Source organism: Terriglobia bacterium (assembly GCA_020072845.1).
GTDB lineage: Bacteria > Acidobacteriota > Terriglobia > Terriglobales > Acidobacteriaceae > JAIQGF01.
The window spans coordinates 33630-54383 of sequence record JAIQGF010000020.1 but is presented as its reverse complement, the minus strand read 5'-3'; the positions used below and the strand labels follow the sequence as shown (position 1 = coordinate 54383).

The 20754-nt window shown below is 63.0% G+C and carries 23 protein-coding genes; 19 read left to right on the top strand and 4 right to left on the bottom strand.

The features are described from left to right. From LAN70_17830 to LAN70_17795, 8 genes are all read left to right on the top strand, one after another. Positions 1 to 179: arabinose isomerase (locus tag LAN70_17830; protein ID MBZ5513010.1), on the top strand; the 179-nt coding region annotated here is incomplete at its 5' end. Beyond that, complete coding sequence (gene rplI / locus LAN70_17825) at positions 139 to 573, top strand: 50S ribosomal protein L9 (GenBank protein MBZ5513009.1); 435 nt, start codon at positions 139 to 141, stop codon at positions 571 to 573. The genes LAN70_17830 and rplI, both read left to right, overlap by 41 nt. A 55-nt stretch (positions 574 to 628) precedes the next feature. Beyond that, positions 629 to 916, top strand: coding sequence for a hypothetical protein (locus LAN70_17820; GenBank protein ID MBZ5513008.1), 288 nt, complete (start codon positions 629 to 631; stop codon positions 914 to 916). A gap of 239 nt (positions 917 to 1155) precedes the next feature. After that, positions 1156 to 1848 (top strand): RNA polymerase sigma factor, encoded by a 693-nt coding sequence (locus tag LAN70_17815; GenBank protein ID MBZ5513007.1) that lies wholly within the window; start codon positions 1156 to 1158, stop codon positions 1846 to 1848. 4 nt (positions 1849 to 1852) lie between these two features. Next, positions 1853 to 2782 carry a HEAT repeat domain-containing protein gene (locus tag LAN70_17810; protein ID MBZ5513006.1) on the top strand — a complete coding sequence of 310 codons (930 nt, stop codon included), beginning with the start codon at positions 1853 to 1855 and terminating at the stop codon, positions 2780 to 2782. Between the two features lie 70 nt (positions 2783 to 2852). Further along, the gene (locus LAN70_17805) at positions 2853 to 4049 is read left to right on the top strand and encodes a DUF4097 domain-containing protein (protein ID MBZ5513005.1); all 1197 of its coding nucleotides are present in this window, start codon (positions 2853 to 2855) and stop codon (positions 4047 to 4049) included. A 149-nt stretch (positions 4050 to 4198) separates the two neighbouring features. Then, positions 4199 to 5461, top strand: a complete 1263-nt coding sequence (locus LAN70_17800) for a PDZ domain-containing protein (GenBank protein ID MBZ5513004.1) — start codon at positions 4199 to 4201, stop codon at positions 5459 to 5461. A gap of 123 nt (positions 5462 to 5584) precedes the next feature. After that, positions 5585 to 6928, top strand: coding sequence for an amidohydrolase (locus LAN70_17795; GenBank protein ID MBZ5513003.1), 1344 nt, complete (start codon positions 5585 to 5587; stop codon positions 6926 to 6928). Between the two features lie 80 nt (positions 6929 to 7008). On the opposite strand, the gene LAN70_17790 is transcribed toward LAN70_17795, so the two are convergent. Both LAN70_17790 and LAN70_17785 read right to left on the bottom strand, forming a co-directional pair. After that, entirely contained in the window at positions 7009 to 8490 is a 1482-nt protein-coding gene (locus LAN70_17790) for a sensor domain-containing diguanylate cyclase (protein ID MBZ5513002.1), read from the bottom strand. A gap of 69 nt (positions 8491 to 8559) precedes the next feature. Then, positions 8560 to 8769, bottom strand: a complete 210-nt coding sequence (locus LAN70_17785; GenBank protein MBZ5513001.1) for a hypothetical protein — start codon at positions 8767 to 8769, stop codon at positions 8560 to 8562. A 140-nt stretch (positions 8770 to 8909) separates the two neighbouring features. On the opposite strand from LAN70_17785, the gene LAN70_17780 reads away from it, so the two are divergent. From LAN70_17780 to LAN70_17755, 6 genes are all read left to right on the top strand, one after another. Further along, positions 8910 to 10142: a molybdopterin molybdotransferase MoeA gene (locus tag LAN70_17780; protein ID MBZ5513000.1), complete on the top strand. Its 1233-nt coding sequence runs from the start codon at positions 8910 to 8912 to the stop codon at positions 10140 to 10142. A gap of 131 nt (positions 10143 to 10273) precedes the next feature. Beyond that, a complete protein-coding gene (locus LAN70_17775) occupies positions 10274 to 10423 on the top strand; it encodes a hypothetical protein (GenBank protein ID MBZ5512999.1) in 150 nt (49 codons plus the stop codon). 109 nt (positions 10424 to 10532) lie between these two features. Further along, a complete protein-coding gene (gene moaC / locus LAN70_17770; protein MBZ5512998.1) occupies positions 10533 to 11048 on the top strand; it encodes a cyclic pyranopterin monophosphate synthase MoaC in 516 nt (171 codons plus the stop codon). A gap of 16 nt (positions 11049 to 11064) precedes the next feature. Then, the gene (locus tag LAN70_17765) at positions 11065 to 11817 is read left to right on the top strand and encodes a response regulator (protein ID MBZ5512997.1); all 753 of its coding nucleotides are present in this window, start codon (positions 11065 to 11067) and stop codon (positions 11815 to 11817) included. Between the two features lie 23 nt (positions 11818 to 11840). Beyond that, positions 11841 to 12317 carry a MogA/MoaB family molybdenum cofactor biosynthesis protein gene (locus tag LAN70_17760; protein MBZ5512996.1) on the top strand — a complete coding sequence of 159 codons (477 nt, stop codon included), beginning with the start codon at positions 11841 to 11843 and terminating at the stop codon, positions 12315 to 12317. 112 nt (positions 12318 to 12429) lie between these two features. Further along, positions 12430 to 13047: a VTT domain-containing protein gene (locus LAN70_17755; GenBank protein ID MBZ5512995.1), complete on the top strand. Its 618-nt coding sequence runs from the start codon at positions 12430 to 12432 to the stop codon at positions 13045 to 13047. Between the two features lie 103 nt (positions 13048 to 13150). Here LAN70_17755 and LAN70_17750 read toward each other — a convergent pair whose 3' ends face one another. Together LAN70_17750 and LAN70_17745 are read right to left on the bottom strand one after the other, a co-directional pair. Next, on the bottom strand, positions 13151 to 13675 hold the full coding sequence (locus LAN70_17750; GenBank protein ID MBZ5512994.1) for a hypothetical protein: 525 nt from the start codon (positions 13673 to 13675) through the stop codon (positions 13151 to 13153). A gap of 185 nt (positions 13676 to 13860) precedes the next feature. Next, the gene (locus LAN70_17745) at positions 13861 to 14988 is read right to left on the bottom strand and encodes a metal-dependent hydrolase (GenBank protein MBZ5512993.1); all 1128 of its coding nucleotides are present in this window, start codon (positions 14986 to 14988) and stop codon (positions 13861 to 13863) included. A 224-nt stretch (positions 14989 to 15212) separates the two neighbouring features. On the opposite strand from LAN70_17745, the gene LAN70_17740 reads away from it, so the two are divergent. From LAN70_17740 to secF, 5 genes are all read left to right on the top strand, one after another. Then, the gene (locus LAN70_17740) at positions 15213 to 15608 is read left to right on the top strand and encodes a thioesterase family protein (protein ID MBZ5512992.1); all 396 of its coding nucleotides are present in this window, start codon (positions 15213 to 15215) and stop codon (positions 15606 to 15608) included. Positions 15609 to 15704: 96 nt separating this feature from the next. Continuing rightward, positions 15705 to 17009 (top strand): tRNA guanosine(34) transglycosylase Tgt, encoded by a 1305-nt coding sequence (locus LAN70_17735; protein MBZ5512991.1) that lies wholly within the window; start codon positions 15705 to 15707, stop codon positions 17007 to 17009. A 266-nt stretch (positions 17010 to 17275) separates the two neighbouring features. After that, positions 17276 to 17590: a preprotein translocase subunit YajC gene (gene yajC / locus LAN70_17730; protein MBZ5512990.1), complete on the top strand. Its 315-nt coding sequence runs from the start codon at positions 17276 to 17278 to the stop codon at positions 17588 to 17590. A 181-nt stretch (positions 17591 to 17771) separates the two neighbouring features. Next, positions 17772 to 19391, top strand: coding sequence for a protein translocase subunit SecD (secD, locus tag LAN70_17725; GenBank protein MBZ5512989.1), 1620 nt, complete (start codon positions 17772 to 17774; stop codon positions 19389 to 19391). Between the two features lie 131 nt (positions 19392 to 19522). Further along, entirely contained in the window at positions 19523 to 20737 is a 1215-nt protein-coding gene (gene secF, locus LAN70_17720) for a protein translocase subunit SecF (GenBank protein MBZ5512988.1), read from the top strand. Positions 20738 to 20754 lie beyond the last annotated feature (17 nt).

Genomic DNA, 20754 nt, shown 5'->3' with positions numbered 1-20754 from the left:
AGAACGAGATTGGCAATACGAACAGCCGCTATAAATTCCGTCTTGGCATAAAGGAATTTATGGATGCCTGGTGTTGTCAGGGACCCGCCCATCATTGCGCGATAGGAGTGGGGCATATAGGATCCAGGATCCGGAAACTTGCCAGTATCCTGGGCATCGAAAGCATCCAGGTGGCCTGAGAGAACAGACAAAAGCCTCGCAGAGCTGCCCAAGAAGCTTGCCATCGAGGCGACGAAGGCGAACAAGTCGGTCATCGAGCAGATGAAGGCCGCCTCGGTGCGCCGCCTGCAGAAGGACAAGGCGGACGCCGAAGCGCTGGCCGCTCAAATCGCGGGCGTCACCATCACCTTCCACCGCCGCTCGGGCGAGCACGAGCAGCTCTTTGGCTCCGTGACCTCAGGCGACCTGGCCGCCGAGCTGGAAAAGAAGGGCTTCAACATTGACCGTCGCAAGATCCAGCTCGACGAGCCGCTCAAGACCCTGGGCGAGTTCAAGGTCCCGGTGCGCCTGTTCAAGGATGTGACGGCGCAGATCAAGGTCGAAGTGCAGAAGGAAGCGGAGCCGGAACAGTAGTTTTGAGTTTCAGTTTCAGTTGCGCGGGGCTTCGGCCCCGCGCATTATTCTTTCCATGAAAGCGATCTCGCGGTTCATCATTGCGCTGCTGTTGTTGATCGCGGGCCTGTGGACGCTGCTGGCGAATTTCGCCGGCAACATGAACCTGAACGTCGCCTGGCCGTTGAGTTCCTGCTCGTTTGAGGTCTCCGGATCGGCGAAGGGCGTCAGAGTGGTCGCCGCCCTTGCCTTGCTCGTCGCCGCCGTCTTCGCTTTTCTCTGGGCGCTGATCTCGGCCATTGCCCGGCGCCTGCGAACCCCCGCACGGGATGTCCCACCGACCCAGTCGCTGCCCAAGGCGTAGGCAAAAAGATATATTCTTTCCAGTAATTTAGCTGTCATCCGCCGGTGTGCGGCAACGCTTAAATTGCCGTTCGCGGCAGGTAATGCACGGTTGCGATGATTCTGCTTACCATTCGGCCCACGCCACGTCCAAAGCATTGGCAGTGAATTGATTGGCTCCGATTGTAAAAAGCCGTACAGGGGAGTTATCCCGAGGTTGGCGTGCCAGACTCAGAGCGGAGCAGACGTGGAGACGAACCCATGCCGGCCGAAGCGGCGGCAGTCCCATTTCCGGGTGGCGAGCTGAAACGCGTGGAGCAGGCCCGCAACAATGACGCCTGGTCCAGTCGGGGGCGCATGGCAAGCAGTGGTATCCGGCGGGTGGACGACACGGTCCTGATCCGCGAAGCGCAAGCGGGCAATCGCGGCGCTTTCGAGGAACTGGTCCGCCAGTACGATCAGGCGGTGCTGCGCCTGGCCTTGCACCTGACCGGCTCGGAATCCGACGCGCAGGACATCTACCAGGAAGCATTCCTGAAAGCCTACCGCTCGGTCGGCAAATTCCGCTTCGAGTGCTCTTTCTATACCTGGCTGTACCGCATCGTGACCAATCTCTGCCTCGACCACCTGCGGAAAAGACAGGTCCGCAAGGAAGACGCGCCGGTGGCCACCGACTCCGAGGGCGAGGAATACAGCGTGATCGACCGCGTGGCCGACGATCGCGCCCACAGCAATCCGGAGCACGACCTGATGCGCCGCGAGTTGGGATCGCGCATCCACTCCGCTTTGGGCAGGCTCTCCGGGCGCGAGCGCATGGTTTTTGAATTGAAGCATTACCAGGGACTGAAGCTGCGCACCATCGGTGAAATGCTGAATACCACCGAGGAGACGGCGAAGAATACGTTGTTCCGGGCCACGCAGAAGCTGCGCGCGTCCCTGGCGGAAATGAGATGACGGTATGAACTGCGAATGGGTCAAAGCGAACATCACGCTGTACGTTTATGACGAGCTGCCCGACGACAGCCGCTACGAGCTGGAGCAGCACGTCAGCCGATGCGGCGCCTGCGCCTCGGAGCTCGAGATCGTGCGCGCCTTCCGCACCACCATGTCGGCGACGCCGCCCGTGGAGCCCACGCCCAATCTGCTCGCCGCCTCGCGCATGCGTTTGCAGGAAGCGCTGGAGACGGCCGAACCGCAGCGCGGGTGGCGGCTGATCGATCCCATGGTTTGGCTGCGGCAGATGAAATTCTCGCCGGCGCTGGCGGCGGTGCTGCTGATCCTGGGATTCGCCGGCGGCATTGGGACGGCGTGGCGGCTGGTGCCGCGCATCGGCGGTCAACTCGTGGGATCAGGAACCGGGACGGCCCCGGCGGAGGCCTCGATTGCCGGCATTCGCGAGATCAGTCAGGTCCCGGGGAGCGGCAAGGTGGAAATCAAGTACGACACGGTCACGCCGCAGCGTGCGGAAGGCTCGCTCAACGACGAGCGCATCCAACAACTGCTGCTGTTTGCCGCGCGCAACAACTACAACCCCGGGGTGCGTCAGAACTCGGTGGACTTGCTGTCGCAGAAGCCCGATGAATCGCGTATCCGCGAGATGTTGAAGGCGTCGTTGCTCTACGACACCAACCCCGGCGTGCGCCTGAAGGCGCTGGAATCCCTGGCGCCCTACATCAAGGAAGATACCGGCGTGCGCGATGCCATCCTGCAAGCGTTGCAGAACGACACCAATCCGGGCGTCCGCGCCGAGGCCATTAGCTTCCTGCAACCGGTACGCGCCGACGGCGCCGTGCGGATGGTGTTGCAGAAGCTGGCCGCGGAGGAGCGCAGCGACTTTATTCGCGAGCAGGCGGGCCGCATGTTGGCCTCCCTGCCGGAAATTGATTAATGCGATTCCAGGCTCACGCCTGAAGACCGACGACGGAAGACTGGATTTTGGGGGAGATCGGAGAATCGAAGTGAAACGCATTCCTAAATTCGCGCTGCTGGCTGCGACGATCGTCATCGCCGCCTTGCCGGTGTTCGCGCAGACCAGTAATTCGAGCAGCAGGATCTATCGTGACGGCAATGCCTGGGTGGAGGAGATCACCGGCAGCATGCCGGCTCCGGCCTCCTTGCGGGTGAACACCGACATGGGCGCGATCACGGTGCAGGGCGGAACCCAGAATGACGTGACCTACACCATCCGCAAGCGCATCCACGGCGGCTCGGAAGAGGCCGCCCGGCGCGACCTGGCGGGTTTCGGCGTCAGCGCCGCCAAACGCGGCGACGCCGCCGTGATCGAAGGCACCACGGAACGGCGCCACGGTCGCTTGTCGGTGGAGTTCCACGTCCAGGTTCCGCGCGACCTGCAGCAGGTGCGCGCCGACACCGAAGGCGGCAGCCTGAGCCTGCATAACCTGTCAGGACGGGTGACGGCCCATTCGGGGGGCGGAAGCATCTCGCTGGGCGATATCGCCGGGGAGATTACCGCCGACACTGGCGGCGGCAGCATCGAGGCGGCCAACTCCACCAATATGCTGAGCCTGCGCACCGGGGGCGGCAGCATCAAGATCACGGGTTCGAAGGGCAAGGTCAACGCCAGCACCGGCGGCGGCAGCATCAGCGTCGGAGGAGCATCGCAAGCGGTGACGGTATCCACGGGCGGCGGCAGCGTGCAGGTACAGCAGTGCGGCTCGGAACTGTACGTCTCCACCGGCGGCGGCAGCATTAACGTCGGCGAGGTCAGCGGCAAGGCCAAGCTGATCACCGGCGGCGGCAGCATCAAGCTGACCTCCGCCAGCGGGCCGGTGGTCGCCAACACCGGTGGCGGCGGTATCGAACTGTACAAGCTGATGCAGGGCGCGCGGGCCGAAACCGGCGCCGGACCCATTACCGTCGAGTTTCTCGGCATGGGCACCGATTCCACCCTGCGAACTTCCGTGGGCGACGTGATCGTTTACGTCGGCCCGCAGGTCAAGTTGACCGTCAAGGCAGAGCTGGACATGGCCAATGGCCACCAGATTCGCTCCGATTTTCCCGACCTGAAAATCACCACCGATGGCGGTAACTACGGACCGAAAAACTATTACGCACAGGGGTCGTTGAATGGCGGCGGCTCGGTGTTGAAGGTGCGCACCATGTCGGGCAACATCGAATTCCGGCGCGCTAAATGATGTGCGGCAATGCTGAATGAGCTTGAAGTTCTCAAGCTGTGAGTTTCGGGTTTTACATTTGATCTTAGGCCACAGGCCTTGGGTATTCGCCTAACGCCTAAAACCTGTTGATGTACACGCTGGGGGGCAAGGGAGCACAGAGGAAGACTATGAGCAGGATCACGCGGTTCGCCATCATTTCGGTTGTTCTGGGCGCGCTGGCCGCGGCCCAGGAAACGCCGGCGCCCGCTGCCCCCCCGGCGCCGCCCGCGCCGGTGGTCAAGGCGCGCCCCTCACCCGCCCCGGTAGCAGTGGCAGTAGCGGCAACGGCGGCCAAACCGGCCAAGCCAAGCTCTTATCTTGGAGTTGATATCCGTGACGTGACCCACGATCGCATGGCGGCCCTGAAGTTGAAGGACGCGCGCGGCGTGGAAATCACCATGGTCGACGGCGACGCGCCCGCGGGGAAAGCCGGGCTGAAGGAGCACGATGTCGTCCTCTCGTTCAATGGGCGCAACCTCCAGGGCAGCGAGGATCTCCGCAAGCTGATTCGCGAAACGCCGCCGGGGCAGACGGTGGAACTGGGCATCAGCCGCGACGGCAAGCCGATGACCATCAAAGCGCAATTGGCCGACCGGCGCCGCGTGGTGGTCATGGCTCCTCGCGTCGAGATCTCCAGAATCCGGATCCCGCGCATCGGGGTTCCGATCATCACCACCTTGTCGAGCCGCAATGGCGTCCTGGTGGAAAACCTGACGCCGCAGTTGGGCGAGGTTTTCGGGGTGAAGGACGGCGAAGGCGTGCTGATCCGCTCCGTCGAAAAAGGCAGCCCCGGCGAGGCGGCGGGCCTGCGCGCCGGAGACGTGATTGTCCGCGTCGGCAATCAGAAGGTGGCGGGTACCCCCGACTGGAATCGCCTCATGCGCGAGCAGAAGGCGGGCCCGGTGCAGCTCGGGATCATGCGCGATAAGCGGCAGCAGACGCTCTCGCTCACAGTCCCGGAACACAGCCGCGAGCAGTCGGACACTTTTCCGGGCATGGAAGAATTCCCCTTGAACATGGAAGACTTCGGGCACAACATGCAGGATTTCAAGCTCGAAATGAGGGATCTGCAACGGCTGCAGCCGGAGATCGAGCGCTCCATGCGCGAGGCGCAGGAAAAGATCCAGCGTGAACTGGAGCGCAGCCAGCGCGACTGGGAGCGCTCGGCGGAACGAGCCCAGCGCGAAGCCGAGCGTGCTCAAGAGCAGGCCCAGCGCGCGCAAGAGCAGGCCCAACGCGCGGCGGAACGCGCCCAGCGCGCGCAAGAGAAGGCCCAGCGCGAGGCCGAACGCGCGCAAGAGCAGGCCCAGCGCGACCAGGAGAAAGCGCCGCCGGAGGCGCCCACCAATCCTCCCGCGCCGCCCGCGCAACCGCCCTCGCCTCCGCAATGATCATTCGCCGTCATTCTTCAGGCCGCGAGCCGTCGCGGCCTTTGCTTTTTCCCCTGCCTTCCCCGCTGGTGCGCCGCGCAGTCATATAATCCATGAACCATCAACCAGAAGGGGTAATTCGCAATGAAATGGGCGGCATTCGTGCTCCTGGTCGGCGCGACGGCATCAGCGTGCGCGCAATCTGCGGCGGTACCCAAGGAAGTTCAAACCGTCTATCCCGACGCGCACGCTCTCTATGTCGATCTGCACCAGCACCCGGAGTTGTCTTCGCACGAGACCCAAACGGCAGCCAAGCTCGCCGGCCGCTTGCGCAGCCTGGGTTACGAAGTCACGGAGCACGTCGGCGGCGCCGGCATCGTCGCCATTCTCAAGAACGGTCCCGGGCCCACGGTCATGCTGCGCACCGAACTCGATGCCCTTCCGGTGGAAGAAAAAACCGGCCTCGCCTACGCCAGTAAGGTCCGGACCAAGGATGACCGCGGGCAAGATGTCGCGGTCATGCACGCCTGCGGGCACGACCTGCACATGGCTTCCATCGCGGGCACGGGCGCGATCATGGCGCAGAGCAGGACGACCTGGCACGGCACTCTGATGCTGATCGGGCAGCCGGCCGAGGAAACCATCGGCGGCGCCGATGGCATGATCAAGGACGGCTTGCTGACCCGTTTTCCGCGGCCGGATGTGGCCGTGGCGCTGCACGTCGGCAATGAGCTTCCGGCCGGCAAGGTGGGAGTCGTGCCCGGCATCTACGACACCAACTCCGACTCCCTGCGCATCACCATCTTCGGCAAAGGCGGGCACGGATCGGCGCCGCACACGGCCATCGATCCGATCGTGATCGCTGCCCGCACCATCCTCGCCCTGCAGACCATCCCCTCTCGCGAGGTGAAACCCGGCGAGATGACGGTGATTACCGTCGGCTACATGCGCGCCGGCACCAAGAACAACATTATTCCCGACCAGGCCGAACTTGGGCTGACGGTGCGCACCTACAAACAGGACATCCGCAAGCAGGTGCTGGCGGCGATTGCCAGGATTACCAAGGCGGAAGCGCAAGCAGCCGGCGCGCCGCGCGAGCCGTTGATCGAGCGGCTCGAGTTCACCGACGCTGTCTATAACGACCCCGCGCTGGCGCAGCGGCTCAGGTCTGCGCTTGAATCTACGCTGGGCAAGGACAATGTCGTCAGTGAGGAGCCGCAAACGGCGTCGGAGGACTTTTCGTATTTCGTTAAGCAGGGTATCCCGGGCTTCTACTTCAACCTGGGAGGCGCGGATCCGGAGAAGCTGGCCCAGGCCAAGGCGGCGGGAACCACGCTGCCGTCCAACCACTCTGCCCTGTTTGCACCCGACGTGGAGCCGGCCTTGGAAACCGGCATTACCGCGGAAGTCGCCGTGTTGCGGAACCTGCTGAACGCGTCGGCGGAAGAATTGCGGAAGCTGACGGCACAATCGGCCTCACGCCAGTGAAACAACAAGTGATCGGTGGTTGGTGGCCGGTGGCCAGCATCACCCGACGACTGGCCACTGACCACTGGCCACTGATCACTTCATGCCGTCGTCGCCAGCCCGGATCCGGCAAGCTGTACGCGGTTGCGCCCGTGCTGCTTGGCAAAGTAGAGCGCGTCGTCGGCGGCTTTGACCAACTCGTCGCGGGTTCTGCCATTCGCCGGGAAGCTGCACACGCCGGCCGTGATGGTCACCGGACGAGGCACGCCGGGAAATGACCAGCCTTCCACCACCTTGCGCAGCTTTTCCGCGACCGCGTGGGCGTGCTCGCCCGATGTCTGCGGCGCCAGGATGACGAACTCTTCCCCACCGTAGCGGCAGGCGATGTCCACCTTGCGCAGGTTGTGCGCGAAGATGGTGGACACCTGGCGCAGCGTTTCGTCGCCCAGCAGGTGGCCGAATTCGTCATTCAGCTTCTTGAAATTATCAATGTCGACCATGATCAGCGAGAGCTCGTTCTCATAGCGCTGGGCGCGCTCGATCTCCTCGGCCATTCTCATCTCGAAGTAGCGCCGGTTGAAGATGCCGGTGAGCCCGTCAACATAGGCCAATTGGCGGACTTTCTCGAAGTAGCGCGCGTTCTGGATGGCGGCGGCGCAAATGTCCGCCACCGACTCCAGCGGCTGCGCGTCGGCCGGCGAAAACGCGTTCGTCTGCGCGCTTTCCACCGCCAAGACGCCCAGCGTCTCTCCCAAGGAGATGAGCGGCAGGCACATCTCCGAGCGCGTCTCCTCGAATCCCGGGACATAGCCCTCGACGCCGCTGACATCGTTTTCCGTCACCAGCTTTCCTGAGGCGATGGCGCGCGCGCACAACCCCGCCAGCGGCATCTCGGTGCCGGTGTGGATGCGCGGTGTCAGGCGGCCTTCATGCGCCCGCACCACCAGCATGCCGTCCTCCAGCAGCAGCATGGCAACGTGGTCCACGGCGAACGATTGCTGGATGAAGTGACACGATTTCTGCAGCAGCTCGCCGATGTCGAGCACCGCCGTGGTCTGCCGCGCGATGGCGTTGATTGCCTCCAATTGCGCCGCCTTGCGCTGCTCGTTCGAGTACAGCTTGGCGTTCTGCAGGGCGATCGACGCCTGGGTGGAGAACAGCGTCAGCAGGTCGATGGCTTCCGTGTCGAAGAATTCTTCCTGGTCGCTCTGGCAGTCGAGCACTCCGACCACCTCGTCGCGCACGATCAGCGGTACCGCCAGCTCCGACTGGGTGCTGGGAATCGACATGATGTAGCGCGGGTCGCTGCTGACTTTGGGCGCGTAGATCGGCCGCTTCAGCTTGGCCGCAGTCCCGATCAGCCCCCTGCCCAGCGGGATGTCCATCTCCACGCTTTCGCGGTTCCACCCGGTATGCGAGCGGACGTGCAGCATGTTCTTGTCCGCGTCCAGCAGCACGACCGCAACCCGGTGCAGATGAAAATAATCCCCCAGGATGGAGAGAATCTGGCTCAGCACCTCGTCCAGGTCGAAGGTCGAAATCACCGCCTGACTGGCGTCGTAGAGGATGGCAATCTTCTGCATGCGTCGGTGCCCGGGCGACGTTGAGGGAAAAATGCCAGCCGGGAAGAGGAATCTAGTTTATCAGCAGCACTACCTGCCCGCACCTGCCCTTTTTCTGCGCCACACCAGCTCGATTAAGCCGAACACCACCAGGCACACCCAGAAGTCGACCGCCAGCCCGAGGTCGATCCGCGCAATCCCATGTCGTCCCGCGGCCGGCAGCCACGGCATGATCACCAGGAAATAAATCGCGTTCCCGACCACCACCGCGACCAGAGACCTCAGTAAATTAGTACGCACTGTCCGATTTCGATGCACGCGGTCAGCTCTCAGCCCTCAACCTTCAACCATTGAATTGTAGGCCCGGCGCCCTCGCCGACATACACTCGCAACTCACAACTCAGAACTCGCAACTCATTTGCTATAAAATCACCGCCTTGATGCAGCCCACCATTCTCTCCTTCGAAGACGCACGCCGCGGGGTGGAGCAAGCCGCGGCGCAAGTCCATCCTCCCGAAGCCGAGCGGTGCGAACTGCTCCTCGCCGGCGGCCGCGTGCTCGCCGAATCCGTGCTCGCCGACCGCGACTTCCCGCCATTTGCGCGCGCCACCCGCGACGGTTACGCGGTCCGCTCCGCGGATGTCGCCAGCGTCCCGGCTCGCCTGAAGCTGGTCGGAGAAATCCGCGCCGGCGGGCCGCCGCAAGCGCTGGATATCGAACCGGGCCAGGCAGTCGAGATCATGACTGGAGCGCCCGTCCCGGTCGGCACGGATGCCGTCGTCATGGTTGAATACAGCTTGCGCACCGGCGACACGGTCGAGATCCAACGCAGCGTGGCCGCGGGAGAGAACATCGTGCCCGCGGGCGCCGAAGCCAAGCGCGGAGAGGTCCTGCTGTCCCCGGGCACGCGCCTTAACCCCGCCGCCATCGCCGTCGCCGGCTCATGCGGCCGCCACCGACTGCATGTCTACAAGCGTCCGCGCGTGGCGATCCTTTCTACCGGCGATGAACTCGTGGACATCGCCGCTGAGCCCGCCGCCAACCAGATTCGCAATTCCAACAGCTACTCGCTGGCCGCGCAGGTGCACGCCGCCGGCGGCGTGCCGGTCGTACTGCCGATCGCACCCGACGAATTGGAGCGCTTGCGCCATCTGGTGCGGCAGGGGCTCACCAGCGACCTGCTGCTGCTCTCCGGCGGCGTCAGCGTGGGCAAGTACGACCTGGTCGAGCAGGTCCTCGCCGAGCTGGGCGCGGAATTTTTCTTTACCGGCGCACACATCCAGCCGGGGAGGCCAGTTGTCTTCGGTCGCGCGCCCGCGCGCCCCGGCGCTTTGCCCACGCATTTCTTCGGACTGCCGGGGAATCCTGTCTCGACCATGGTCTGCTTCGAATTATTCGCGCGCCTGATGGTGGAAGCGCTCGCCGGCGCATCTCCACGAAGGATGACGTTCACCCAGGCGCGCTTGCGGTACGACGTCAAGGTCAAAACCGGGCTCACGCGCTTTCTCCCGGCCCTGCTGAGCGGTGAATATGAGCGTAGCGAAGTTGAACTGGTGAAATGGCAAGGCTCGGGCGATATGGCCGCCACCGCGCGCGCCAACTGCTACCTGGTCGTCCCGCCCGACCGCGAAATGCTGGCCGCCGGCGACATGGTTTCCCTGTTGCTGGTGTAACTGCTTGCATTCGGGTGGAGCAGGGCTTCAGCCCTGCTGTTCAGCCGCTAATGTGAACGGCCTTAGCCGCTGAGGCAGCCAACTGAAACTGAAACTCGAAACTGAAACTGTTTTAGGACTACCATGGTGCGGTGGACGAGAAGAAGCTGTTCTGGATCATTTTCGTCATCCTGAGCCTGATCGCCGATTTCGTGCTGCCGCTGCTGTGGGGCCTGGTAGCGACCATCCCCATCCTGTTTTTCAGTTGGTGGCTGGTGTACCGTAGCGGTTGGATTACCTGAATTGCCGAATTGTCGAATTGCAGAATTGGCGAATCGTCCGGCATTTTCGTCGTTTGTTAGCGGCCAACGGATTGACCAGCGGTTTGCAGGAGCTAATCGCTAAGAGCTAATGGCTAAAAGCTTTTCCCACTACGACAGCACTGGCCGCGCCCGCATGGTCGACGTCTCGCAGAAGGCCGCCACCCACCGCGAAGCCGAGGCCACCGCCTTCGTCGCCATGTCGCCGGCGGTGGTGAAGGCGCTGGCGAAAAATCCCAAGGGCGATCCACTGGAAGTGGCGCGGGTAGCGGGAATCATGGCCGCCAAGCGCACCGCGGAACTGATTCCGATGTGCCATCCGCTGCCGCTGAGCGTGGTTGACGTGCAGGCGCACGTGCGGCAGAATGGCGTCGCCATTGCCTCCCGAGTGACGACGACCGCCGTCACCGGCGTCGAAATGGAAGCGCTGGTGGCCGCCAGTGTCGCTGCTCTGACGGTGTACGACATGTGCAAGGCGCTCGACAAAGGCATCGCGATCCGCGAGATCGTGTTGCAGAAGAAGTCAGGCGGAAAAAGCGGGGAGTACAGGCGCAAGGCTCAAGGCGCAAGGCATCAGGCAAGAGCTGATCGACTGAAAGACCGATAGACCGACAGACTACTTCATGCCATCCAACGTCAAAGTCCTTCTGGTCGACGACAACCCCATGGTGCTGGGGATGCTGCGGCAGGCGCTCGCCCCGATGGCCAACCTCAGCACCGCCGGGGATGGCGCCGATGCCCTGCTGAAGATCATTGACGAGCCCTTCGACCTGATCATCAGCGATTACCAGATGCCCGGCATGGATGGCCGCGCCCTGTTCGACAAGATCAAGGCCCGCGCCTCCACCGCGCGCATTCCCTTCATCATCATTGCCACCAAGGGCGACATCGACGAAAAGCTCAAGGTGCTCCAGGACAAGGTCGAAGACTTCATCGAGAAGCCCTTCTTCGTCAAGGAAGCGGCGGGAAAGATCAAGCGCATCATCGACAAGATCGCGCTGGAGAAACTGGCCAGGGAAGCGCCTACCGCCGACGGCAAACTGCGCGGCAGCCTGGCGCAGATGAACGTCATTGACCTGCTGCAGTCGCTCGATCTCGGTCATAAGAGCTGCCTGCTCACGCTCACCAACAACGGCGACCGCTGCGAAATCTACTTCCACGACGGCCAGATCAACCACGCCGTCTACGGCGGCCTGAAAGGTGACGAGGCCGTGTTCAAGGTCCTGAGCTGGACCGGCGGCAACTTCCAGATTGACTTCAACGGCAACAGCGATCAGAAGTCCATCTCGCGCTCCACCCAGGGCCTGCTCATGGAAGGCCTGCGCCTGCTCGATGAATCCAGCCGGGAAGCCGAAGACAACGTGCTGGAAGCGTGATTCCCCGCTAGACTGACAGACCGATGCCATTCACCGCCGCCGTCCTCACCATCAGCGATTCCTCCGCCGCCGGCCACCGCGACGACCTCTCCGGCCCGGCCGTTCGCGCCGCGCTGGAAGCCAAGGGCTTCAACGTGATTGTCAGCAGCGTGAGCAAGGACGATCAGACCAACATCGAAGTCGCCATGATGGACATGTGTCACCTGGCCCAACTGGTAGTCACCACGGGCGGCACCGGCATCGCCGAGCGCGACGTAACGCCGGAGGCTACCCGCTCGATCGCCGACAAGATCGTGGACGGTATCGGGGAGCGCATGCGCTCCGAAGGCGCCAAGAAAACGCCGCTGGCCGCGCTCAGCCGCAGCATGTGCGCCGTGCGCGGCAAGTCGCTGATCCTCAATCTGCCCGGCAGCCCCTCCGCCGCCACCGAATCGCTGGCGGCGGTGATTGACATCCTGCCGCACGCCCTGGAGTTGCTGGCGGGCAAAACACAACATTAACCACAGCGGACACAGAGGATCACGGAGAAAGGCAATCAATTCGTGTTCCTCTGCGTTCCTCTGTGGCCGCTGTGGTTAAGTCCGGCGTGACCCGGCTGGTAGAATTCCATCCTTGCACACACTAGGCAATCTCCTGGCCCGCTGGTCGGCATTTCTCTGGGCGCTGTTGAAACCCCTCGGGGCGTGGGGCGTCTTTGCCATCGCCGGAATCGACGCGGCCTTGCTCGGCTTGCCGCTCGATCCGTTGGTTGCCGGCTACGTCTACAAGCATCCCGAGCGGTTCTGGCTCTACATACTGATGGCGGCCGCCGGCTCCGCCCTGGGCAGCCTGATCATTTACGCCATCGGCTACGAGATGGGCGAATTGGTGTTGGAGAAGCGCATGGGGCCGCTGAAATTTGCCCGCATGCGCGAGCGCTTCGAGCAGCACAAGTATCTCGCGCTCATCCTGCCCGCCATGATGCCGCCGCCGTTTCCTTTCAAACTCTTCGCGCTCTCCGCCGCCGTCTTCGAAATGCACTTCAGCCACTTTCTGCTGGCCATCTTCGCCGGGCGCGTGGCGCGCTTTCTGATCCTCTCCGTGCTGGTCATCAAGTTTGGGCCGCGAGCGGTCACGCTGGCCGCCAACCTGGTCCGTACCCACCTGGCCTGGCTGCTGCTCGCGCTGCTGCTGGCTGTGATCTTCGCCGTGGCCTTCTGGTGGAGGAGCAGAAACAACAAGACCGCTTAGCCGCGCATCAACACGGATCAGAAAAGTGAACGCAACAACAAAAGGCACGGAGGTGATCCGTGCCTTTGATTCTTGATCCGTGAAGATCCGTGGCGATCCGTGGTTAAGCTTTTACTGCCGCCGGCCGCAGCAGCTCGATCAGCGCCGGGACGCTGAACATGACCGTGGTGAACAGGAGATTTGACACCACATCGTTGCGGAAGAACGGCACCGCGGCGGCGTAGCAGGCGGCCAGTCCGCCCAGGTTGTGCAGGTACATGTTCCAAGTCAGCCAGACGGCGAAGTTGCTGATAACGAAGAACGACACCGAGGTCGCCAGTGCCGCACCCACAATCCGCGCCGGGCCGGCATGGTTGCGCAGCAGCGTGCCCATCGCGACGATGGCGGCGTACCACGCGATGGTCGCGAAATGGTCCGGCGTGTAGGGATATCCATAGACAAACTTGGTCAGCACCACATCGGAACCGGCCAGCAGCAGCACCGCGGCCCAGGCACGCTTGCGCGGACCGCGCGCCCCGAAGAACAGCAGCGCCGCGCCCACGGGGGTGAAGTTCAGCCACATTTGCGGAAACAGCAGAACCAGAAAGCGGGCGGCAATGGCGAAGACTACGAACAGGTAAGCCAGCATGAATTCCTCCCCGAGGTCAACGCATGATTCTGCGGCTGCGGAGGATGGATCGTCAAGACGGCATTTGTAATTTGTAATTGGTAATTTGCAATTTGAAAGCCGCGGAAGCTCTGGCCGATAGGCACAACGTTTGTTCACGTCCAGAAAAATTACAAATTACAAATTGCAAATTACAGATTTCTTGGTCACTTCCCGTTTTCCCGGGGCGGTGCGATCAGGTCCGGCCTTTGCGAGCGTGTTCCAAACCACTCCGCCACCTCGTGCAGGTTCTGGTCGAGCAGGACACGCGCGCCCAGCGTGTGTCCGCCCCGCCGCTCCAGGTCGGGATACTCGAAGCGCAGATCGTAAAAGCGCACGATGGTGCCGCCATGAATCGGCCCCTCGAAGCCCGGCACCGGCCCGCTCACCGCTTGGACCTCGAGCATCGGGTACTGCGCCCAGTCCAGATATACCCGCCCCAGGCGCGTGTCCCTGGCGGCTTCCCGGACCGGAGTCTCCTCGGGCTTGTAGCGGGTCTCGCTGCGCGCCGCCGGATCCACTTCCGGCGTCAGCGAATCCACCGTCACGCGCTCGTAAAACTTTTCCGTCTCCACCACGCCGTACCACTTGAACGGGTTTACGAAATACGGAAACGCCGACGTGCGGATCGGCTCGGCCCCGTGATAGATGCGTGCATCCAGCGCCGCCACCGCCCGCCGATGCTGATAATCCCGCAGGCCCCAAAGCGCCACCATCAGCACCAGCGCAACCACGGCGCCGCCCTGTCCGCGCGGCCCTTTGCGGCGCGCTCCAATCTCTTCATTGATCATCGCAAACAGCGCCGGCATCGCCAGGCCGGCCAGAAAAAACACGTACAGCAGCGGCTCGAAGATGAAGACGATGTCCCAGGAATACCAGCGGTAAGAAAACGGTTCGAACGGGCGCACGCCGTAGTTGTTGGTGAAGTCGAGCAGGATGTGGCTGAGGGCGGCGATCAGCGCGTAGCCGTACAACAGCCCCCAGCGCGGCGTTTTCGGCAGTGCCGGACCCTTCGCCGCGCCGGCCGGCTCCGGCCTTCGCCGCCGCTTCCACAGCCACACCAGGTACATGAATCCGACGACGAACGCCGCCACAAACGGCGCGCCCACGAACGAATGTGTGATGCCCCGGTGGTGCGCGAAGCTGTCAATCGGGCTCTTGAAGAGCCACAGGACGTCGAGGTCGGCGGCTTCCGCGGCCAGCACGCAGGTGGTGGTCGCCAGCAGCGTCTTGCGGTTCAGCCCGGCGGCGCGCGAGATGCAGGCCCCGGTCAGAAAGTGGGTCAGCGGTTCCAAGGCTTACAAAATATCATCCGATTTGAGTTTCATACTAACGGGCGGTTGCCCCACCCTTATCTCGCCCCGGTGGGGGCCTGCCCTGATGAGCGCAGTCGAAGGGGCGAGATAGGGTGGGGAAGTTCTGGCCCGACAGCCGATTGCCGCTCGCCGACGGCCGGGTCCTCTGCGAATCCTTTGCGACCTCTGCGTTGATCTTTCATCTCTCGCAACAGAGGAACCCCATGTCCAAGCCCGTCCCCGTTGGCGCCCGTGCCGAAGTTGAAAACGTCGTCAAGCTGGAACAAACCCTGGCCGGCATCCACGACTCATTTTCCCCGGTGTACTCCACTCCGCAAATGATCCAGCTCATGGAAGAGGCGTGCTACTGGGCGCTCAAGCCCTACGAGGAAGGCGACGAGACCACCGTCGGCACGCACATCAACGTCTCGCACAAGGCCGCCACCGGCATCGGCATCAAGGTGAAGGCCGAGGCGGTCATGGAGTCCTTCGACGGCCGCTTTTACACCATGCGCGTCCGCGCCTGGGACGAGACCAACGAGATCGGCAGCGGCACCGTGAACCGCGCCTTCGTCAGCGTCGGCAAGTTCATGGCGCGGGTGAAGCAAAAGGGCGCGTAAAAAACCCGGCCGCAGATAAACGCTGATTGACGCAGATCGGGAAATTCATCTGCGTTTTTCTGCGTTCATCAGCGGCGATTTACAATCCTCTCTTGCATGCCCTTCTCCTTTGAAGTAACGGCTCGCTCCGGCGCCGCCCGCCGCGCGCGCATTTCAACCGCCCACGGGCCGGTCGAGACCCCCGTGTTCATGCCGGTGGGCACGCAGGCGACGGTCAAGGCCGTACCCCAGGACGTCCTGGAGGAGCTGGGTGCGCAGATCATTCTCGGCAACAACTATCACCTCTACCTGCGGCCCGGCGCCGAGCAAATCCGCGCCCTCGGCGGCCTGCATCGCTTCATGAGCTGGGAGCGCGCCATCCTTACCGATTCCGGCGGCTTCCAGGTGTGGAGCTTGAGCGAGATGCGCAAGGTCTCCGACGAGGGCGTGCAATTTCGCTCGCATCTGGACGGCTCGACGCACTTCTTCACGCCGGAATCCGCGACCGCGTCGCAGATCGCGCTCGGCGCCGACCTCATCATGGCCTTCGACGAGTGCACCGAATTCCCCGCCGACCGCGAGCGCGCCCGCCAGTCGATGGAGTTGACGGTGCGCTGGGCGGAACGGTGCAAGCAGTATTGGGAAGAGCACAAGGATGAGGTTCCTTGGCGCAAAATCGGCAATCGACAATCGGCAATCGGCAATGCTGTTGCCGTCGACCATCGACCGTCGACCGTCGACCCGGTTGCCATCGACCAGAGCCTGTCCCGAGCGCAGCCGAGGGGACCATCGACCATCGACTCCCCCGCCCTTTTCGCCATCGTCCAGGGCGGCATCTACCCCGACCTCCGCCGTGAATGTGCCCAGCGCCTGGTTGACATGGACTTTCCCGGCTATGCCATCGGCGGCCTGAGCGTAGGCGAACCGCGCGCCCTCACCCGCGAGATCGTAGAGTCAACCCTGGAGCATCTTCCGCCCGACAAGCCGCGCTACCTGATGGGGGTGGGTACCCCGGAGGAGATCGTGGAATACGCCGCCCTGGGCGTGGACATGATGGATTGCGTCCATCCCACGCGCGCCGCCCGCCACGGCTTGTTGTTTACCTCCGAAGGGAAGATCAACATCAAGGGCGCCCGCTATGCCGCCGACCAGGCCCCGCTCGACCCCAATTGCGGCTGCCGGGTCTGCGCCCGCTACTCGCGCGCCTACTTGCGACACCTGTTTGCCGCCCGCGAGGTGCTGGGACAAGTCCTCAACTCCATCCACAATCTGGCTTACTACCTTGACACCATGAAACGGGTGCGGCATTCTATACAACTTGGGGAATTCAGTAGTTTTCTTTCTGGTCTCCGGTCGCAGAATTTGAACTCCCCTGCTCGTGCCCAAAGGGAAGATCCGACCATCGCCCCATCGCGAGAATAAGCGACTGGGGCTCCCGGGCGACCGGGGTCCCCATCGCGTCGCCGATTTTGCGCGCGATGGGGTGGCAGACCCGTCGGTTCAAGATCATCCTCGGTGGTAATAGTCGCCGCAGGCTGAAATTTGTCTGGCGAAGCCGCGACGAACCGGGGTCCCCAGCGCACGCCGCGTGCGATGGGGTGGCGAACCGAGTGGCGACCGGGGCAGTGCCCGTTGCATCCGGCTACGAAGGTTGCGCGGGAGGAGATAGGCAAGTCTTGACATTCTTCATGGCATTAGCCCTGGTGCAAGGGCAGGGCGGCGGCGGCGCGCTGGTTTGGCTGCCGCTGGTTTTCATCTTCGTCATTTTCTATTTCCTGCTGATCATGCCGCAACAGAGGCGGCAGAAAAAATGGCAGGCGATGTTGGCCGAGCTGAAGACTGGCGATCGCGTCGTCACCAGCGGCGGCCTGCGCGGGACGGTCATCGCCCTGCGGGAAGATTACATTCACCTGCGCGTTCCGCCCGACAATTTGCGGCTGGAAGTGAGCCGAAGCTCGATTGTCACCGTCAGCTCGGGCGAGGAAGTCAAAACCGGTGGCTAGCTTTTCGGGAAGCATTTCGGAAAGGGCAAGGCTCGGGAAGGGCACGGCGGAACTTGTCCTGAGGCTGAGCGAAGCGAAGCAGAAGGAGCCGTGCCGAATTCGTGCGACTGTTTAAGCGGCTTTAGCCGCTGAGGTTTTTGGCCGTCGACCGTCGACCGTCGACCGCCGACCATCGACTCAAATGAATAAGACGTTACTCTGGAAATCCCTGTTTATCGTTGCCGTGCTGCTGGTCTTTGTGTTCGGCATCTTCGGGCTGCCGAGCGGCGTGAGCGGCAGTGCCCTGAAATCGGCCGTCCTCGAGCGCGTCAAACTCGGGCTCGATCTCAAGGGCGGAACCCACCTCATCCTCCAGGTCATGGTCAACGACGCGGTCAACGCCGACAGCGACCGCGGTATCGAGCGCCTGAAGGAAAGCCTCAAGTCCAAGGGCATCGTCTACACCGACATCACTAAGCCCGACCCGCAGAATGCTCCCGACCACATCGCCATCAAGGGCGTGCCGCCGGAATCGGCCGCCGACCTGAGAGACATCGTCAGCAATCAGTTGCCGGAGTACGTCCTCACCTCGGGCGCCGAAAACTCCTGGACGCTGGCCATGAAGCTGCAATCGCTGGCCGAGCTGAAAAACCGCTCGGTGGCGCAGGCCATCGAGACCATTCGCAACCGCATTGACCAGCTCGGCGTCAGCGAGCCGGTGATCGAGGAGCACGGCCTCGGCCAGTACCAGATTCTGGTGCAGTTGCCGGGCGTGGACGATCCCGCCCGCGTCAAGCAGATCATGCAGTCCACCGCCATGCTGGAAATCCGCCAGGCGCTGGGCGGGCCTTATCCCAGCGAGCAGGACGCGCTGGCCTCCAAGAACGGCGTGCTGCCTCCTGATTCCGTGCTCATGCAGGGCCGCTCCATCGGCGCGCGCGGCGCCGACGCCACCCAGACCGCCTGGTACATCATTACCCGCGCTTCGGCCGTGACCGGACGCGACCTGCGCACCGCCGAGCCCACCCGCGACGAGAACAACCGTCCCGCCGTCCGCTTCCTGCTGACCGGCGAAGGCGGGCGCCGCTTCGCCTCCTTCACCGGCGCGCACGTCGGCGAGCAGTTGGCTGTCGTGCTCGACAACAAGGTCCAGGAAGTCGCCACCATCCAGGAACAGATTCACGATGAAGGCCGCATCACCGGCGCCTTCACCGAGCAGCAGTCGAAGGATCTCGCCATGGTGCTGCGCTCCGGCGCGCTGCCGGCCGGTATCCGCTATCTGGAAGAGCGCACCGTCGGGCCGTCGCTGGGAGCGGACTCCATCAAGCACGGCGTGCTCGCCGCGGTCATCGGCATGTTGGCGGTCATGATCTTCATGCTGGTGTACTACCGCGTCGCCGGCATCAATGCCGATCTTGCGCTCCTGTTCAACCTGGTGATCCTGCTCGGATTCCTCGGCTTCAGCGGAGCGACGCTCACTTTGCCGGGCATCGCCGGCGTAATCTTGACCGTCGGCATGGGCGTGGATTCCAACGTGCTGATCTTCGAACGCATTCGCGAGGAGCTGCGCAACGGCAAGACCGCGCCCTCGGCGGTGGAGCAAGGCTTTGCACGCGCCTGGATCACGATTGTGGACACGCACGTCACCACCATCGTCTCCGCCTTCATCCTGTTTATCTTCGGGACCGGCCCGGTGAAGGGTTTCGCGGTCACGCTGACCTTCGGTCTGCTGGCCAACCTGTTCACCGCCGTGTTCGTGTCGCGCGTCATTTTTGACGCGCACCTGAACAACCTGAAGCGCGGCGAAGTGCTGAGTATTTAGCAAGTCGATGGTCGATGGTCGACGGCCGATGGCCAGCGACGAGCGATCAACGACGATGACAAGTTTGGAAGAATCAGGTCGGGACCCGGTTGCCATCGACCACGGGCCATCGACCATCGACAAGGTAAACAATGGAGTTCTTTCGGAACCCGAACATCCCGTTCCTGAAGTACAAGTGGTACTTCCTCGCCTTTTCCCTGATTTTCAGCGTCGCCGGCATTCTCAGCATGGCGTTCTGGCACGGCGTCCCGCTGGGCGTGGATTTCCGCGGTGGCACGCTGGTGTATGTGAAGTTCACGCACCCGCCTGACAACAACCAGATTCGCGCCGAGTTGGACCGTGCCGCGCTGCACAATGCCCGTATCCAGCGCTATGGCGATCCGGCCGCCAATGAAGTGCTGGTCGCGCTCGACATCAAGGAAACCAGCGAATCCGCACTCGACCAGGGCAAGAACCAGATCATCAAGGCGCTGGAACCGCCCGACCCGCCCGCCGGCAAGCAGGACTTGAACAACGCCGGCGTGCAGGCCATCCAGGATTTCTTGCTCTCCAAGGACCCGCTGCACCTGGGCAGCGACGCGGCGCAGCGCTACGGCGAGATCGCCCGCCAGATCGCCAATTTCCGCGACAAGACCCGCGGCGGGGTCATCGCCTCGGTTGACGAGCTCAAGTCCGCCGGCACTGCCGCACCCGCGCTCGCGGCGCTGAACGGCGGCTTCTACACCTCCGACTTTGGCGTGCGCAATGTCGAGATTGTCGGTCCGCAAGTTGGCAAGCAGCTCCAGACGCAGGCCAAACTGGCCATCCTGTACTCGCTGGCGGGCATGCTGGTGTACCTGTGGTTCCGTTTCGAACTGATTTACGGCCTGGCCGCCGTCGTCGCCTGCTTCCACGACACCCTGATTACGGTCGGCGCCTTCTCCTTGATGAACAAGGAAATCTCCCTCACCGTCATCGCCGCCATCCTCACCTTGGTGGGCTATTCGATGAACGATACGATTGTTGTATTTGACCGTATCCGGGAGAATGTTAAACTGCTCCGCCGTGAATCGCTGGCCGAGATCGTGGATCGCAGCATCAACCAGACGCTGAGCCGAACGGTCTTGACTTCCGGTTTGACTTTCCTGACCGTGCTTTCGCTTTACCTCTTCGGGGGAGAGGTGCTGCACGGATTCAGCCTGGCACTGGTCATCGGCATCATTATCGGGACTTATTCGTCGATCTTCATCGCTTCGCCCATGCTGGTTGCGTACCAGGATTGGCGTTTGCGCAAGGCCCGCGGGGTGGCGGCCACGGTGCCGGTGGCGCCCTCGCAACGGCGTGAAAAAGTACGCGCCAAGGGCTAGTTGTTGTTCGGCCGCTC